Origin of the sequence: Bradyrhizobium sp. 26S5, from assembly GCF_036923295.1 — a bacterium.
Taxonomy (GTDB): Bacteria; Pseudomonadota; Alphaproteobacteria; order Rhizobiales; family Xanthobacteraceae; genus Bradyrhizobium; species Bradyrhizobium septentrionale.
In genome coordinates this window covers 4,663,347-4,677,748 of sequence record NZ_CP145948.1, presented here as the reverse complement: position 1 = coordinate 4,677,748, position 14,402 = coordinate 4,663,347, and the positions used below count along the sequence as shown (strand labels likewise).

At 62.0% G+C, this 14,402-nt stretch carries 18 protein-coding genes, 1 tRNA gene and 1 pseudogene; 8 read left to right on the top strand and 12 right to left on the bottom strand.

The genetic code is table 11. From position 1 onward, the window contains the following. Positions 1 to 250: 250 nt before the first annotated feature. Positions 251 to 487, bottom strand: a pseudogene (locus V5279_RS21620) (carbamoyltransferase C-terminal domain-containing protein); the annotation flags it as partial. Between V5279_RS21620 and V5279_RS21615 the strand changes: the two are divergent. Continuing rightward, a complete protein-coding gene (locus V5279_RS21615) occupies positions 465 to 662 on the top strand; it encodes a hypothetical protein (protein WP_338701927.1) in 198 nt (65 codons plus the stop codon). The pseudogene V5279_RS21620 and the gene V5279_RS21615 sit on opposite strands and share 23 nt — an antisense overlap. Before the next feature lie 251 nt (positions 663 to 913). Here V5279_RS21615 and V5279_RS21610 read toward each other — a convergent pair whose 3' ends face one another. From V5279_RS21610 to V5279_RS21590, 5 genes are all read right to left on the bottom strand, one after another. Next, on the bottom strand, positions 914 to 1,690 hold the full coding sequence (locus V5279_RS21610; protein ID WP_338700813.1) for a cyclase family protein: 777 nt from the start codon (positions 1,688 to 1,690) through the stop codon (positions 914 to 916). Positions 1,691 to 2,162: 472 nt separating this feature from the next. Beyond that, positions 2,163 to 2,239, bottom strand: a tRNA-Pro gene (locus V5279_RS21605). 119 nt (positions 2,240 to 2,358) lie between these two features. Next, positions 2,359 to 2,838, bottom strand: coding sequence for a DUF192 domain-containing protein (locus tag V5279_RS21600; RefSeq protein ID WP_338700811.1), 480 nt, complete (start codon positions 2,836 to 2,838; stop codon positions 2,359 to 2,361). A gap of 198 nt (positions 2,839 to 3,036) precedes the next feature. Continuing rightward, the gene (locus V5279_RS21595) at positions 3,037 to 3,702 is read right to left on the bottom strand and encodes a cold-shock protein (RefSeq protein ID WP_166295093.1); all 666 of its coding nucleotides are present in this window, start codon (positions 3,700 to 3,702) and stop codon (positions 3,037 to 3,039) included. Between the two features lie 211 nt (positions 3,703 to 3,913). Next, the gene (locus V5279_RS21590; RefSeq protein ID WP_338700808.1) at positions 3,914 to 4,675 is read right to left on the bottom strand and encodes an SIR2 family NAD-dependent protein deacylase; all 762 of its coding nucleotides are present in this window, start codon (positions 4,673 to 4,675) and stop codon (positions 3,914 to 3,916) included. A 285-nt stretch (positions 4,676 to 4,960) separates the two neighbouring features. Here V5279_RS21590 and V5279_RS21585 point away from each other — a divergent pair, with 285 nt between their 5' ends. Continuing rightward, positions 4,961 to 5,122 carry a hypothetical protein gene (locus V5279_RS21585; RefSeq protein ID WP_338700806.1) on the top strand — a complete coding sequence of 54 codons (162 nt, stop codon included), beginning with the start codon at positions 4,961 to 4,963 and terminating at the stop codon, positions 5,120 to 5,122. Positions 5,123 to 5,272: 150 nt separating this feature from the next. Here the strand turns inward: V5279_RS21585 and V5279_RS21580 are convergent, their stop codons facing one another. The 3 genes from V5279_RS21580 to V5279_RS21570 all read right to left on the bottom strand — a co-directional run bounded on the left by V5279_RS21580 (position 5,273) and on the right by V5279_RS21570 (position 6,639). Next, positions 5,273 to 5,548: a hypothetical protein gene (locus V5279_RS21580; RefSeq protein ID WP_338700804.1), complete on the bottom strand. Its 276-nt coding sequence runs from the start codon at positions 5,546 to 5,548 to the stop codon at positions 5,273 to 5,275. Between the two features lie 316 nt (positions 5,549 to 5,864). Next, positions 5,865 to 6,050, bottom strand: coding sequence for a hypothetical protein (locus tag V5279_RS21575; RefSeq protein WP_166295087.1), 186 nt, complete (start codon positions 6,048 to 6,050; stop codon positions 5,865 to 5,867). 241 nt (positions 6,051 to 6,291) lie between these two features. Next, positions 6,292 to 6,639: a GrlR family regulatory protein gene (locus V5279_RS21570; protein WP_166295085.1), complete on the bottom strand. Its 348-nt coding sequence runs from the start codon at positions 6,637 to 6,639 to the stop codon at positions 6,292 to 6,294. A 166-nt stretch (positions 6,640 to 6,805) separates the two neighbouring features. Between V5279_RS21570 and V5279_RS21565 the strand changes: the two genes are divergently transcribed. From V5279_RS21565 to V5279_RS21555, 3 genes are all read left to right on the top strand, one after another. Next, positions 6,806 to 6,979: a hypothetical protein gene (locus V5279_RS21565; RefSeq protein ID WP_166295083.1), complete on the top strand. Its 174-nt coding sequence runs from the start codon at positions 6,806 to 6,808 to the stop codon at positions 6,977 to 6,979. Positions 6,980 to 7,860: 881 nt separating this feature from the next. Continuing rightward, on the top strand, positions 7,861 to 8,313 hold the full coding sequence (locus tag V5279_RS21560) for a VOC family protein (protein ID WP_338700799.1): 453 nt from the start codon (positions 7,861 to 7,863) through the stop codon (positions 8,311 to 8,313). Positions 8,314 to 8,680: 367 nt separating this feature from the next. Then, entirely contained in the window at positions 8,681 to 9,322 is a 642-nt protein-coding gene (locus V5279_RS21555) for a glutathione S-transferase family protein (RefSeq protein WP_338701325.1), read from the top strand. A 12-nt stretch (positions 9,323 to 9,334) separates the two neighbouring features. Here the strand turns inward: V5279_RS21555 and V5279_RS21550 are convergent, their stop codons facing one another. The 3 genes from V5279_RS21550 to V5279_RS21540 form a co-directional block, all read right to left on the bottom strand. Beyond that, positions 9,335 to 9,580 (bottom strand): hypothetical protein, encoded by a 246-nt coding sequence (locus tag V5279_RS21550; RefSeq protein WP_338700797.1) that lies wholly within the window; start codon positions 9,578 to 9,580, stop codon positions 9,335 to 9,337. A 131-nt stretch (positions 9,581 to 9,711) separates the two neighbouring features. Beyond that, a complete protein-coding gene (locus tag V5279_RS21545) occupies positions 9,712 to 9,969 on the bottom strand; it encodes a PilZ domain-containing protein (RefSeq protein ID WP_029083331.1) in 258 nt (85 codons plus the stop codon). 260 nt (positions 9,970 to 10,229) lie between these two features. Further along, a complete protein-coding gene (locus tag V5279_RS21540) occupies positions 10,230 to 10,781 on the bottom strand; it encodes a TetR/AcrR family transcriptional regulator (protein WP_338700795.1) in 552 nt (183 codons plus the stop codon). A gap of 119 nt (positions 10,782 to 10,900) precedes the next feature. Here V5279_RS21540 and V5279_RS21535 point away from each other — a divergent pair, with 119 nt between their 5' ends. The 3 genes from V5279_RS21535 to V5279_RS21525 all read left to right on the top strand — a co-directional run bounded on the left by V5279_RS21535 (position 10,901) and on the right by V5279_RS21525 (position 14,390). Further along, positions 10,901 to 11,758 (top strand): oxidoreductase, encoded by an 858-nt coding sequence (locus V5279_RS21535; protein WP_166295078.1) that lies wholly within the window; start codon positions 10,901 to 10,903, stop codon positions 11,756 to 11,758. A gap of 67 nt (positions 11,759 to 11,825) precedes the next feature. Then, on the top strand, positions 11,826 to 12,827 hold the full coding sequence (locus V5279_RS21530) for an NADP-dependent oxidoreductase (protein ID WP_338700793.1): 1,002 nt from the start codon (positions 11,826 to 11,828) through the stop codon (positions 12,825 to 12,827). 219 nt (positions 12,828 to 13,046) lie between these two features. Beyond that, positions 13,047 to 14,390 (top strand): molecular chaperone, encoded by a 1,344-nt coding sequence (locus V5279_RS21525; RefSeq protein ID WP_338700791.1) that lies wholly within the window; start codon positions 13,047 to 13,049, stop codon positions 14,388 to 14,390. Positions 14,391 to 14,402 lie beyond the last annotated feature (12 nt).

The following is a 14,402-nucleotide window of genomic DNA, read 5'->3' as shown; positions in this document are numbered from 1 at the left end:
AACAGCGGTCCAGCTTGATGCCATTACGGTCATAATATTAAATTACGAACGTAATTCAATGGAGGTGGCGACTTCGCCGAGGACACATGAGCGTGAAGTGCCGACTGACCGATCAATTGCGGCCAATGATTATTTCGACGACGACTTCCGCAATGGGTCACAAGGCGACATCCCTGCGGTCGGGCCGCCTGTCCGCTTTACCTCTCGAAAGCAGACATCCCGGATTTATGAGTTAGTTGGAAGACTGTGATCAGCCACCGCGACTGCCGTCCTGCGTGGTCGAGGAGACAATGGTGGCGACGTCGCCGAACGTCGTCATCACGGGCGTGACGACCTTGTGCATGGCGGTCTTCGACACCAGCGTGTTGTAAAGCACGAGATGGTCGATCCCTGTGGTGAGGAAGCAGCTTACGGCGTCCTCAGGCGTTTCGATGATCGGCTCGCCCTTGACGTTGAACGAGGTGTTGATCAAGACCGGCACGCCGGTCGCGATTGCCTGCGCGATCTCCAAGGAGCGCATCGCTCGCGAGAGGCACGCCTCGGGCTTCAACAAGGAAGTGATCGACAACCGTCCGGCCAAGATAAGCGATCAAGACGCGATATTGCAGACAGAGATCATGTGTGTCGGTTCCGGCGCGCCTGATTTTCTTTTGCGGGCATGATTTTCTTTGAAGTGATGGCCGACCTGGCGCGCGCAAGAAAGAGCCCCGGAAGACGCCGGGGCTCTAGTCACGGGAGAGAACGCTTCGGAGGTCAGGACGCGAGGACGAGCCGCCGGCCCGATCACCCAATGCATCTACGACGTGCATGAAAGCAGATTCGGCTGCCTCAGGCTGTAGCCGTGGCGCAACAACCTGATGGAATGATCGGCTTGTCCACCGGTTCCCTAAACTGGCGGAAACCCCGAAAACGCCTAACCGTCGAGGATCGCGACCGCCCTCGTCCACCCCGCCGAGGCACGCTCGATCTTCACCGGGAAGCACGACACCATGAACCCGGTCGACGGCAACAGCTCCAGATTGTGCAGCTTCTCGATGTGGCAATAGCCGATGTGGCGTCCGGCCTTGTGGCCTTCCCAGATCAGGCTGGCGTCCTTGGTCTCAGCATATTTCTTCGCGGTGAAGACGAACGGCGCGTCCCAGCTCCAGCCGTCGATGCCGGTCAGCCGCACACCGCGCTCGAGCAGATACATCGTCGCCTCGTAGCCCATGCCGCAGCCCGAATTGACGTAATCGGGCTGGCCGTATTTCGCGCCGGCGCCAGTGTTGACGACGACGATCTCGAGCGGCGACAGGGTGTGACCGATGCGCTTCAGCTCGGCCTCGACATCGCCGGCGGTCGCGACGTAGCCATCAGGCAGATGCCGGAAGTCGAGCTTCACGCCCGGCTGAAAGCACCATTCCAGCGGCACCTCATCGATGGTCCAGGACCGCTCGCCGCGGTTCATGGTCGGATGAAAATGCCAGGGCGCGTCGAGATGCGTGCCGTTATGGGTGGAGAGCGAGACCTGCTCGACCGCCCAGCCCTGCCCGTCAGGCAGGTCTTCCGCCTTCAATCCATCGAAGAACTGCAGCATGCGCGGCAGCCCTTGCTGATGGTCGATATATTGAATGGTCGGGTGATTGCCCGGCGGATCGGCCGGAATGTCGTTCTGCAGGGGAACGGAGATATCGATCAGTCTGCGCGCCATGGCCGTTCCTCTCTGATTGTTGTTGTCGAGCTGGGCTAGCTGCCGATCGATACCGCTAAGAACGTCTGCATTCATTTGGCGGTGCTCACACGCCGGCCCCCGATCCAGCAAGCCCTCTCGCCGCCGGGACACTAGCAGGCAACCGGAACGGGACAAGTTGCCGCATCCCGTTCGACCGCCGGGCCCCATCATCTGCTCGTGATGCTGCTCACACCCTGCGGCCTGCCGCAGCGGCAAGGCGCCGCAACGTTGAACCTATTGGCCACCGGGGCGACCCATGGGCACTGGGGATTTCAGGGCCCAGTAATTCGACGGCGCCGTCTGGACGAGCATATTCCGTCCAGGCGGCGTTGTTGCATCAGGCGATACAATTTCGACCCGGGGTTTCCCGCCGCGCGAGCAGGGCCAGCGCGGCACGTTCTTGGCGACAAGTTCTTGGCAATTTGCCTTGGGATGATGCCTCGGGATGGGATGGTCGGGGCAGCTGGATTCGAACCAACGACCTGCAGTACCCAAAACTGCCGCGCTACCAGGCTGCGCTATACCCCGACATTTCCGAGAAGCCCCGTGGATACACGCTTCAGCCAGCGCCAGCAAGGCGCCGATGCGGGGCTTGTTGCAGCGAATCGGCACCGGTTTCGGGCCGGAAATCACGTAGTAGCAGAGAGCTAGCGGCCGCCGAACAGCGGATGGGCGACCCGGTCGCCGGGCTGGATGCCGTATTTCTGCGCGGTGCCCCCGATCACTTCGAGGACGCCCTTGGCGAGCCCCCGCGACGGGATGATCTTGGTCGACAGCGGCTCGGTGTTTTCGGCGATCCGCAGGATGCGCCCGTCGGCGCGGATGAAGATCATGTCGAGCGAGATGTAGGTGTTCTTCATCCACATCGACACCTCCTGCTCCGGCGAGAAGTCGAACAGCATGCCTTTGCCGTCCGCGAGCTCCTTGCGGTACATCAGGCCGGTCTCCTTCTCCTGCTCGGTGGTCGCCATTTCGACCGCGAAGACGTGCACGCCGGACTTGGTGACGATCTCAAGCGGCTGGACGCTTGCAGCCTGCGCGGCCGGAGCCAAGAGCGCTCCGAACATGACGACGAGCCCGGCCAGCAGCCACGGGCGAAGCCGCCCCACAACACCATCGAAATTCATCGACAAATACTCGCACCGAGAAGATTTTCCGGCGGACCCTAACCCGATGATTGCGGCAAATGCCAGAGCCCAGGAGGCTCGGCGGCGGCTCACGTTTCCGTCAGGGCGTCCGGCGTCGGCTCCAACTTGCGCTTAACGCGCGATCGCTCCGCGCTTGTCGCGAGGGAAAACCGTTTCGCACGTTTTGAAGATCACACTTTAGTGCGACGACAGCGCCGACGGGCCGGTCTCCGGGTGGATCTCGGCGGCCATCATGCCCTTGGAGCCGGGCCCGAACCGCACCAGCACATACTGGCCGGGTCGCAGCTCGGTCATGCCGAAGCGGCGCAGCGTCTCCATGTGCACGAAGATGTCGGGCGTGCCCTCCCCGCAAGTCACGAAGCCGAAGCCGCGCAGCCGGTTGAACCACTTGACCTGCGCGCGCTCGAGCCCGCTGGTCGCGGTCACCGTGACATGGGTTCGCGGCGGCAGCATCTGCGCCGGATGGATCGCGGTCGACTCGTCCATCGAGACGATGCGGAAGGCCTGGTAGCCCTTGGCGCGCTGCACGCATTCGACGATCAGGCGTGCGCCCTCATAGGCGGTCTGATAGCCGTCGCGGCGCAGCACCGTCACATGCAGCAGGATGTCGGGCCAGCCATTGTCGGGAACGATGAAGCCGTATCCCTTCGAGGCGTCGAACCATTTGATGACGCCGGAGACTTCGACGAGGTTTGCCGCAGCGTCGCCGAGACCGGAGAAGGCATCCATCGCCGGGTCGCGCGGCGCGCTGCCGCCGTACTCGCCTTGTCCAATCCTGCTTTGCCCAACCCCGCCGGTCGGCGGTCCGCCGAGCTTCTTGGACTCAAATCCGTCCGACCCCATGACCCCGGACCCCACACATCAAATGCAAATCGCCGTCGTTGCGGCGCACCCTGTACACGCTGCTCTCCATGACCAACTCACTTGGACACTCATCTGGACGCTGCGCGAATCTCTCAATCAAAAGATAACACTCCCGGTTGCCGGGCATAGCTAAAAATCGATTCTTGCGGGAACTATGAACAGCCTTGCACAGCCGCGAATCAATCGGGCATCAATTGCCTACGAAAGGACCAAGCGTGTCGCCGATGTCGTGGCGGATCACCAGGTCGGCGATGTCGTCCTGATCGGTCGGCTCGTTGTTGATGATCACGAGCCGCGCGCCGCTCTCCTTCGCCATCATCGGAAAGCCTGCGGCGGGCCACACCACCAGCGACGATCCGATCGCCAGGAACAGATCGCACTGCCGAGAGAGTTCCGCCGCGCGGCGCATCGCATCCTCGGGCATCGATTGCCCGAACGAGATGGTCGCGGTCTTCACCGGATCGCCGCAGTCCGCGCAGTCGGGCGCACACCCGGTCTTGTCGAAGTGCAGCTTCACCCACGAGAGGTCGTAGTCCTTGCCGCACCCGATGCAGCGGGCGTAGGTGGTGTTGCCGTGCAGCTCGATGACGTCGTCGCCCTTGAAGCCTGAGGTCTGATGCAGATTGTCGACATTCTGCGTGATGATGCCGGGAACCTTGCCGGCCCGGTAGAGCGAAGCAAGCGCGCGATGCCCGCGACCGGGCTTTGCTGCAGCAAATGTCGGTTCCATCGCGAAGCGGCGGCGCCATGACTCGGCGCGCGCTTCCTGGCTGGCGACGAACTCGTCGAACGGGATCGGCCGGTTGCGGGTCCACAACCCGCCCGGCGAACGGAAGTCCGGAATGCCGCACTCGGTGGAGATGCCCGCCCCGGTGAAGGGCACGATCGATGATGCCTCGGCAATCATGTTGCCGAGTTGCTCGACGCCGCTGTGCAAGTTTTTTGCAATCACTTCTTTTGCAATCATTATTTTTGCAATCACTGGGAACGATTAGGTTGGCCGGTCGCGACTATAGCATGGTCGAAACGATTGCGAGATCAACCAGGACGTGAGCGATCGGCGTCAGGCCGCAGCGATGCCGGCTGCGTGGGCGACCTGCTCCGCCGGCGCATCAGTTTCGTCGCTCTCCCGCTGCCTTGGCTTCATCACAATCCTGCAAAGCCTGCTCCGCATTGACGCCCAATTCACTGATGCCAATGCGCGGCGGGGATAGGACCACGACGAAGAGGATGGGTAATGACCGATCGGGAAGACACCGTCGCGCGCGAGCGCGAGGAGATCGTCGCACGCGTTGCCAGCTTCCGGGCGACCCAGCAGAAGTTCGAGCGCGATCGCCAGGAATATTACGACAACACGCTCGGCAATGTCTGGAGCGGATTTCAGCGCAAGAGCGCTTGATCGCAGCAGCGCGCTTGATGTCGCGCGGAAGCGAGCGTGCTCATGGTCCGACGATGTGGGGAGCTGCCGTTGATGCCCGTGCTCGCACGCAATCACGCCATGAGGCGCAATCGAGAAAGCCCGGAGCGGTGTGCTCCGGGCTGATCGCCGTTACCAATAATGGCGGTAGTAATGGTGCCGGGAGTACGGACCCCGATAATAGGCGTAGCCGGGATCGCCGTAGTAGCCGTAACGCGGGCCATAATAATAGCCGGGCCCGTAATAGTGTGGGCCGTACGCGTAAGCGCCGGCCGCGCCCGCGGCGAGCGCACCGGCAGCCAAACCAAAGGCCAGACCAGGACCAATACCGCGCGCCTGCGCCGGCGCGCTGACCATCGTCGCGCCAACGGTCTCAACCGTCGCTAAAACTGCCAATGCCTTTTTCATCGCAACCTCCTCACGTAGGTTCGAAGGGCTAACGTCGGCCCGATGGGACGGTTGCAACAGGAGTGGGTTCCGGGGCGCGCGTTCTGGTTCCGCAGCCATGCGATTGCGCAAAGCTACCATCGGTTAGCGCGGGAACAAAAACACAACCTCAAAGATTATCTTCGGTGGTGAAAGAGGTTGGCATCGATGCCAGTGTGGATGGAACTGCTGCTGAATGTGCTGGGCTTCGCCGGCTTTATCGGCATCGCGATGTATCACAAGCATCCGAACGGGAAATCGCCGGACTGAGCGCCGGCGGCATTGGAGTTCGCCAGTCCTAGTTTGACTTGCGTGGCTCTCCCGCGGTCCGGACCAGCCGGTCCGCCTTCACCAGCACCTTGCCGTTGTCCGGCTGCGGCCGGAGCCAGAAGCTGATCACGACAAACGCCGAACAGAACAGCAAGCCCACCACCATCACTCGCCGGTGGGTCGGTCGGTCAGCGTTGTGGAACGATGGCGTCATGGCTGTCACCTGCAGCCATCCTCGATGCAATCCCAGGTCGTGACAACACGATGCTGCCCTTAACCTAACCAGGTAGGGTTAGCGGTGGCCCGGTATGGTCTGCGACGACGCCTCGCAGGCGGTCTGCGCTGATCCACAGCGATATCCCGCCCTTGTCCGCAGCAAATCCACAGCCCCGGCAGACGCATTTACCCAACAAGATGCGCATCTTGCTGCGCACTCGTCCACAGGCTCGTGGCGATCATGCATCCGCCAGCCATTTCAGGGTTGCCTGGAAGCTCATGCTGCGGGTTCCAACCAGCACGGTCCCGAACACCTCGGCCTCGTCACCGCTGAACGTGCCGGAGAAGCCGCTCGTCACCTCCTGCCCGGCGAAGAGTGGCCGGACGAACGGATCGGAAAAGGGGGTGTGCTGGTTGGTGCTGAGATAGCCCTTCCATGTTCCCTCGCCGACCGTATAGGCCCCGATCGACCAGTAGTGCGGCCCGCCGCCGATCAAGAGACCGTCGCGCAGGATAAGGACGCTGCTGTCGCGGCCCTGCACGCCGTCAGTCATGTGGAGATGGACCGAATAGAGCCCGTTCTTCATCGATCATGCCATGTTCCGAAAGGCCCACATTATGGCCCCAACCGGCGCCGCACGCGAGCGGGCCGGCCGGTTCGGCCACCGATTCGCGCCCAAAAGGGCCCGATCCGGGCGCTTACAAATCGTTAAGAAAGCCCTGACAAAGTTCGTCAGCCGGAGGGACAGAGCCATGCTGGTTTACCCCATACCTGCCGAAGTGACGCAAGCCAGGGTGCAGCTCGTCGTCGACCAGACGGCGAAGGCGCAGCCGCGCGTCATCAGCGAGGACCTGCTTGACGTCTTCGCCGCCAAGAACCAGGCCGTTCGCGATGCCGTCGAGACCATCCTCGACATCAAGGTGTGAGGACCGGCGATCGGCGCCGGGTTGCTCTTGAGATGTAAGCGACGCGCACCCGCGCAGATTGCACCCCTACGTTTGGAAGCCCGCGCGAAATCCTCCTAAAGGGTTTTTCTTTTGAACCTTCGGCGCAATTCGAAGACAAACCGGCACTGGGGATTTCAGGGCCCAGTGTCTGGCACAGCGCTGTGGGACGAAGATACTCCGTCTACGCGGCGCTGTTGCATTTTACAAATTCAACCTTAAGTTTGCTCCCCAACAGTTGACGGCTCACGCCCTGAGAGATCCCCAGTCCGTCAGCTGGGAAAGCCCCGCATCCAGCCTGCGGGGCTTTCCATTTTTTGGGATGGGGGAGCCCTCCGCCGCGCGCACCGTTATGTGTCCGGTTGCCGGCACGATCTTCGCAAGGCCGGTCGGCGTCAGACCTCGCGAGCCCGCTCGCGGGGTTTTTCTTTTTAGAGGACGTCCCCAACCTCGCGCGTCCTTGATTGGCCGTGATGAGCGTTTGGTGAGATAGAGGCCGCGCCTCCAAGGCGTGACTACAAGGCTCGACCACGAAAGCCCCGTCCCGGAAATTTTGCCGGGCGGGGCTTTCTCGTATCTCGTCCCGTGCAAGCGTGTCGCGGTGCCAGTCGTTCGTGTCGACCGCATTCTGAGCAACCGCATCCGCGCGCTCTATCACCAGGCTGAGTGATGGCAGGGTCTCTCGACCCGGAGCGCGATCGCCGCCGCGCGTTGAAAGCTCGCGAAAGCTTGAGAATGCGAGGGACCTGAGGGGTCGGCAAAAGTCGTGCAGACCCCTGCCCCATGTCGCATTTTGCTGCTATTTCTTGCCCCGTCTCGCCCGAGCCCAAACAAAATCGCTGAATCCTCAGGAGGATAAAAAAATGCGTTATCTCCACACCATGCTGCGCGTTCGCAATCTCGATATCGCGATGAAGTTCTATCAGCACGCGCTGGGGCTGAGGGAAGTGCGCCGCATCGACAACGACAAGGGCCGCTTCACGCTGGTGTTTCTCTGCGCGGAGGAGGATCTCTATCTGCTCAAGTCGCTGCCGCAAAGCCGCGGCGCGCCGCTGGTCGAGCTGACCTACAATTGGGACGAGGAGAAATACGGCGAGGACCGGCATTTCGGCCATCTCGCCTACGAGGTCGACGACATCTACGCGACCTGCGAGAAGCTGATGAAGATGGGCGTCACCATCAACCGGCCGCCGCGCGACGGCAACATGGCGTTCGTCCGTTCGCCCGACCTGCACTCGATCGAGCTCCTGCAGAAGGGCGAACCGAAGGCGCCGGCCGAGCCGTGGGCCTCGATGCCGAACACCGGGCACTGGTAAACGCCCCGCTTGCGTGTCCGTTCCCGGTCCACGTTGCCACGTGATCAACGCGGAGGAAACGATAGGAACATGGCGCCCCCCCTGACGTTGCCTCCCCATATGACGGATGCGAGGAGGCGACGAGATGGGAAAAGGTGTTTTGCTTTGGCTGTTGGGTGTGCCGATCCCGGTGATCATCGTGCTGTGGTTGTTGTTCGGTCACTGACCGCGTCTTGATGCGTAACGCGTATGAACGAGGCTCTGCCGCGATGCGGCGGAGCCTCTTTTTCTGTGCTCTTTTTTGCTCTCGGTACAAATCATCCCGCGCATTTCCGGATCGATTCCGCTAAGAACGCGCGCAAAGCACAACAGCGGGAAGAAGCGCGTGATGGACAGCAAGCCGCAACTGACGATCTGGGGCCGGGCCAATTCGGTCAATGTGCAGAAGGTGCTGTGGTGCCTCGCCGAGCTCGACCTCCCCTATCAGCGCATCGATGCCGGCATGCAGTTCGGCAAGAACGATCAGCCTGATTATCTCGCGATGAATCCGAATGGCCGCGTCCCGACCATGGTCGACGGCGACCATGTGCTGTGGGAATCCAATTCGGTGATGCGCTATCTCTGCATGGCCTATGGCCAGAGTTCGCCGCTCTATCCGCAATCGCCGAAGGCGCGCGCCGCCGTCGACCGCTGGCTCGACTGGACGCTGTCGACGCTGCAGCCGGTCGACCGCCCGGTGTTCTGGGGACTGGTGCGCACGCCGCCGGAGAAGCGCGACATGGTTCAGATCCAGAAGGACGCCGATGCCGAGGGCGTGGTGTGGCGCGTGGTCGAGGCGCAGCTCGCAAGCCGCCGCTTCGTCGAGGGCGATCAGTTCACGATCGCCGACGTCGCGCTCGGCGCCTTTGCGCGGCGCTGGTTCGGTGTCGAGGGGGTCACCAAGCCGAAGCTGCCCAATCTCGAACGCTGGTTCGGCGAGATCGCACAGCGGCCGGCCTTTGTGCGCGTCGTCGCGCCGCCGATGTCCTGAACCGCAAGCCGTTCAGCGCCCGCCGGACATCCCGGCACCGACACTGACGGCGCCACCGAGCTTCACGCAGGTGTCGGAGCCCTCGACCTTGACGAAGCCCGGTCCGTACGAGGCGCAAAGATTGCTCCGCGTCGCGGATTTCGACGGCAAGGTCTTGCCGGCGTCGAGGGGCGTTTGAAAATTGCGGCGGTCGCCGGCTTGCGCGAACGCAGCGGCGGGAAGCAGGACGGCGACGATGGCGAAGCTGATCTTGCGCATCCGGCCTTTTATCGCGCGCAACCGGATCAGGCTAGCGCATGATGCGATTTGGAGGAATCGCATCATGAGCTAGCTCATTCTTTTGAGCATGATCTGTTCGGAAAACCGGCCTCCACTTTTCCGGATCATGCTCAGCGCACGAATTTGACGCCGAACGTCTTACCCTTGCGCCAGACCACTTCGCAGGCGCGCCCGGTGCGGGCATCCCGCGCAAACGCCAGCCGCAGCTTGGCCGGTAGCGTGTTGTTGTCCTGGACGGTGATCTTTGCACCCGTCGAGGAGATGTCCTCGACCATGCAGGGACGCGCGGCGAATCCGCCGTCGAGCGTGATCCAGCCGGATTGACGCAGCGATTTGCGCGTTTCGCGCTTCTTGGACCCTAAAGCCATTCCATCATCCCCCAGGCTCACGCCTAGCGCCGCTGGCTTTACAAAGGGTTGCGAAATCGCGGCGGATTGCAGCAATCGCGGGGTTGTACGCATCAGCGCACGGCAGTCCGGCGAAGCGTCCGCTCCCGCGATAATTCGTTGAGTTTGCTGGATTTTCGATTTGGCGCCCAATCTGCACTCCCCATGCCCGCGACCGATCCCCCAATTCGGGCAATGGGCCCCCGGCTCCGGCGCTCCACTGCAGCCATTGCGATGAGCGGTCAGTTGCCCAATTCTTTCTTGGTCGCGCGAAGAATGTCGTCCGATAGCTTGGGATCGTTCACGGCCCGCGCGAGCACGAGCGCCCCAACCAGGGAGGCGACGGTCGCGAGCGCCTTCTCCTCGCGCTGCCGTGGCTTCAGCCCAGAACCCATTCGACCGCTCAGCAGCCCGATCATGCCCCACACTCCTGCCGTGAAACGCTCTCGCACACCGCTGCTTTGGCGCGGCATCTCACAGCACAGGGCTGCGAAGGGGCAGCCGCTTCCCGGCATGTCCCGATGCGCGTCCGAAAGGTATTCTGAAATGTAGTCGGAGAGAGCAAATACCTCAGGCACTTCTTGCCCTTTGGTGGCTATCGCATAGGCCACCGCTTCCTCGACCAGGCGTTCCTTGGAGCCAAACTGACTGTACAGGCTGCCGTGCGTCATCCCGGCCGCCTCGGTCAGCGCGTCGACGCCTACGCCGGAGATGCCGCGCTCCCGCATCAGGCGTGAGGCGGCCTTGAGGATACGCTCGCGATTTTCGGCAGCCTGCTCTTTTGAAACGCGCATGTCGCAGTTCCCGGGGTTGGGGCGGGGTCTTGACAATTATAATTACGATCGTCATGTAAATCAATAATTACGATCGCCATCAAAGAACGATGGGATCGGCGCCCTGTCAGGAGATGGCCATGACCAGGATCGAGGAAAAAATCGCGCTCGTGACCGGTGCTTCGTCAGGCATCGGCGAAGCCACGGCGGAGCGGCTCGCGAAAGCTGGCTACAAAGTCTACGGCACCAGCAGACGGGAAGCCCGAGCAGGCAAACGATCGTTCGAGATCCTACCCCTCGACGTGACAAGCGACGAATCCGTGGAGGCTGCCGTCAGCGAAGTGATACGGCGCCACGGTCGCATCGATCTGCTCGTGAACAACGCCGGCTTCGGTGTTGCGCCCGCCGGCGCGGAAGAGAGCTCGCTCGAACAGGCCCGGTCGATCTTCGAAACAAACTTCTTCGGGCTTGTCCGGATGACGCGCGCCGTCGTGCCTCACATGCGACGGCAAGGCAGTGGTCGCATCATCAACATCGGCTCCGTGCTCGGCTTTCTGCCGATGCCGTATGGCGCGCTCTATGCCGCCACCAAGCACGCAGTGGAAGGCTATTCAGAATCACTCGACCACGAGCTCCGCACGAGGGGCATCCGGGTCTCGGTCATCGAGCCTGCCTACACGAAGACGCCATTCGACGCGAACTTGATCGAACCGGATGCCAAGCTCGATGAGTATCGCGAGGCCCGTGCGGGCGTAAGCAAAAGGGTGAGCGAAGTGATGGCGACCGCCGAACCGCCTGGCGTTGTTGCAGACACCGTGCTGAAGGCGGCCAACGCGGCGCGTCCGAAGATCCGATACGCTGCCGGTCGACTTGCGAACCGGTTGCGATTGCTTCGCAGATTCGCGCCTGCACGCCTGGTGGACGCCGGGATTCGAAAAGACCTTCGGCTGGATGCACCAATCGCGTCGCAGCCCGCCCGCCCTGCCCGTGCTTTCTAACGGCCTGCGCGCGGTGCATGCGTCTACTGTCGTTGCCACAGTCAAGCCCCCAGGGACATCGCAAAGCATGAGAGCACTTGTCTTAAAGCGTTATGGCAAGCCGGATCAAGTCGCGTTGGTTGATGCTCCCCGGCCAGTGCCAAAGCCGGATGACATTCTCGTTCAGGTCCACGCGGCGGGATTGAATCCAATCGACAACATGATTCCGAAAGGAATGTTCAAGCCCATCCTCCTGCTTCAGCTGCCGGCCACGCTGGGCAGCGATTTGGCCGGCGTCGTTGTGGAGGTTGGAAGTCGCGTGACTCGCTTCAAGCCGGGCGATGCCGTCTTCGCCAGTATCTTCGATCTGGTCGGCGGCGCGCTTGCCGAATTTGCGCTCGTGCCCGAGAGTGCCGCGGCACTCAAACCGCCAAATCTCGACTTTGTGCAAGCGGCCTCGATCCCGATGGTCGGGTTGACGTCGTGGCAGGCGCTCAAGGAGCGTGCGCACCTCAAGCCGGGTAACAAGGTGTTCATCCCCGTAGGCTCCGGGGGCATTGGCACATTCGCGATCCAGCTCGCGAAATACCTTGGAGCAAAGGTGGCGACGACGACCAGCACCGGAAACGTGGATCTGGTGCGGAGCCTCGGCGCCGACGAGGTGATTGATTACAAGAAGCAGGAATTTGAGGATGTGCTGCGTGACTATGATGCCGTGCTGGGCACAGTCAGGGGCGACGCTCTCGAAAAATCCCTCCGGATTCTGAAGCCTAAAAGCACCGTCATCTCGCTTATCGGCCCGCCCGACGCCGTATTCGCTCGGGCCCGAGGCATGAACTTTCTTATGGTGTCCTTGTTCGGGTTACTGAGCCGCAAGATTATTCGCCGCTCCAAAAAGTACGGCGTCGCCTACTCGTTCCTGTTCGTGCGCCCGGACGGTGGTCAACTCGCAGAGATCGGTGAGCTTCTCAAGGCTGGGCACATTCGGCCGGTGATAGATCGGGTATTTCCATTCGAGCAGGCCAAGGAAGCGCTTGCGTATCTCGATCAGGGTCGAGCCAAAGGAAAGGTCGTTGTCCGGATGACGTAATGGCGTCGACGTTGGCCGTCGATTGCGGTTCCCTGAGCTGAACAGGACCGCATCATGTATTGTCGCAGATCATCGCGGATTGGCGCCGATGGCGCTCCCTAGCGGCGCGAGTGGCCTTGCCAACGATCCTGTTGAAATCTCGGGATAATCCGTAATTTATTGACTTCTGACGGCAACTCCTTCGATGCTGGCGTGCAACAAAACGTCCAACAGGGTCCGATGCCGGAGCGTCTTACCAAGAGAAAAGGATACTGGCATTTCGTGCGGCGCGTGCCGCCCGAATTCGCCGCGGTTGACGCACGGGGGATCGTCAAACAGTCGACCAAGATCCGCGTCGCCGAGGATCGGTCAGGCATCCGCGCCGGCCGGGTCGCTGACCAGCTCAATATTGACCTGGAGGCGTCCTGGAGAGCCGCCGCCGGCGGGGGAACCCGTGACGCCATTGTCGCGCTCGAGGAGGCCCGGCAGCGCGCGCAGGCCTTGCAGCTCACCTACCGGCCGGTTGACGACGTCGCCAAAGAGGCCCTTGCGGAGATCCTCCGCCGGATCGACGCCCTCGCGGTAGGCGATCGTAGGCATGACCCTGCCACGGCCGCGGCCACCCTCGGCGGCGTCGACCTGCCGGAGATCATGCTGTCCGGCCTGTTCGATGAATTCGAGGTCGCCAAGAAAACGACGATTGCCAAGATGTCGCCCGGCCAGTTCAAGAAATGGAAGAACGGCAAGCGACGCGCGGTTGAGCTGCTGATCACCGTCATCGGCGACAAGGCCATCACGCGACTGACGCGCGATGACGCGCTGAAATATACCGACCACTGGACCGAGCGCGTGGTCGACGGCGAAGTCCTGGCGGCGACGGCCAATCGCAACCTGACGCACATCACGGGCATGCTGTCGGCTGTTTCCAAACGCCACCGGCTCAACCTCGATCGCGTATTCGCCGGCGCAAGGCTCGAGGGCGATGCGTCGCGGCCTCGGCCGCCTTTCTCGCCTTGGTGGATCGTCAATCGCCTCCTGGCGGCCGGCGCGCTGGAGACCATGAACGATGAGGAGCGTGCCGTGGTCATGGTTATGATCAACACCGGCGCCCGGCCGAGCGAGATCATCAACCTGCGCCGCCGACATATCGTCCTGGACGCGCCAATCCCGCATATGCGCGTGCGGCCAGACGATCGCGTGCTGAAAACAGCGTTTTCCGACCGCGACATTCCACTGATCGGGATCTCGCTGGAGGCGATGCGGCAATTCCCTGACGGCTTCCCGCACTACCGCGACAAGGGCGACACCCTATCGGCCGCAGTCAATGCGTACTTCTCCGATCATGGCCTGCGCGAAACCGAAAGCCATACGCTTTATTCACTGCGGCACGGCTTTAAAGATCGCCTGCGGAGCGTCGAAACACCCGACGAGCTCAAAGACGAGCTGATGGGACACGACACCAAGAAGCCAATTTACGGCGACGGTCACGGGCTGGATCTAAAGCGGAAGTATATTCAGCTGATCGCGCTGGCGCCGGGAATGCCAGTGCCCGCTCCGCTGCAACTGGTGGCGGCAACGGCGTAAGGCAACGATGTG

What these genes read in the sequence shown, in the direction of transcription:
- V5279_RS21525 (WP_338700791.1), top strand. Translation starts at nt 13,047, where the DNA reads ATGCCGGAGCGTCTTACCAAGAGAAAAGGATACTGGCATTTCGTGCGG.
- V5279_RS21535 (WP_166295078.1), top strand. Translation starts at nt 10,901, where the DNA reads ATGACCAGGATCGAGGAAAAAATCGCGCTCGTGACCGGTGCTTCGTCA.
- V5279_RS21570 (WP_166295085.1), bottom strand. Translation starts at nt 6,639, where the DNA reads ATGAAGAACGGGCTCTATTCGGTCCATCTCCACATGACTGACGGCGTG.
- V5279_RS21530 (WP_338700793.1), top strand. Translation starts at nt 11,826, where the DNA reads ATGAGAGCACTTGTCTTAAAGCGTTATGGCAAGCCGGATCAAGTCGCG.
- V5279_RS21555 (WP_338701325.1), top strand. Translation starts at nt 8,681, where the DNA reads ATGGACAGCAAGCCGCAACTGACGATCTGGGGCCGGGCCAATTCGGTC.
- V5279_RS21600 (WP_338700811.1), bottom strand. Translation starts at nt 2,838, where the DNA reads ATGAATTTCGATGGTGTTGTGGGGCGGCTTCGCCCGTGGCTGCTGGCC.
- V5279_RS21545 (WP_029083331.1), bottom strand. Translation starts at nt 9,969, where the DNA reads ATGGCTTTAGGGTCCAAGAAGCGCGAAACGCGCAAATCGCTGCGTCAA.
- V5279_RS21580 (WP_338700804.1), bottom strand. Translation starts at nt 5,548, where the DNA reads ATGAAAAAGGCATTGGCAGTTTTAGCGACGGTTGAGACCGTTGGCGCG.
- V5279_RS21575 (WP_166295087.1), bottom strand. Translation starts at nt 6,050, where the DNA reads ATGACGCCATCGTTCCACAACGCTGACCGACCGACCCACCGGCGAGTG.
- V5279_RS21585 (WP_338700806.1), top strand. Translation starts at nt 4,961, where the DNA reads ATGACCGATCGGGAAGACACCGTCGCGCGCGAGCGCGAGGAGATCGTC.
- V5279_RS21540 (WP_338700795.1), bottom strand. Translation starts at nt 10,781, where the DNA reads ATGCGCGTTTCAAAAGAGCAGGCTGCCGAAAATCGCGAGCGTATCCTC.
- V5279_RS21550 (WP_338700797.1), bottom strand. Translation starts at nt 9,580, where the DNA reads ATGCGCAAGATCAGCTTCGCCATCGTCGCCGTCCTGCTTCCCGCCGCT.
- V5279_RS21595 (WP_166295093.1), bottom strand. Translation starts at nt 3,702, where the DNA reads ATGGGGTCGGACGGATTTGAGTCCAAGAAGCTCGGCGGACCGCCGACC.
- V5279_RS21610 (WP_338700813.1), bottom strand. Translation starts at nt 1,690, where the DNA reads ATGGCGCGCAGACTGATCGATATCTCCGTTCCCCTGCAGAACGACATT.
- V5279_RS21565 (WP_166295083.1), top strand. Translation starts at nt 6,806, where the DNA reads ATGCTGGTTTACCCCATACCTGCCGAAGTGACGCAAGCCAGGGTGCAG.
- V5279_RS21560 (WP_338700799.1), top strand. Translation starts at nt 7,861, where the DNA reads ATGCGTTATCTCCACACCATGCTGCGCGTTCGCAATCTCGATATCGCG.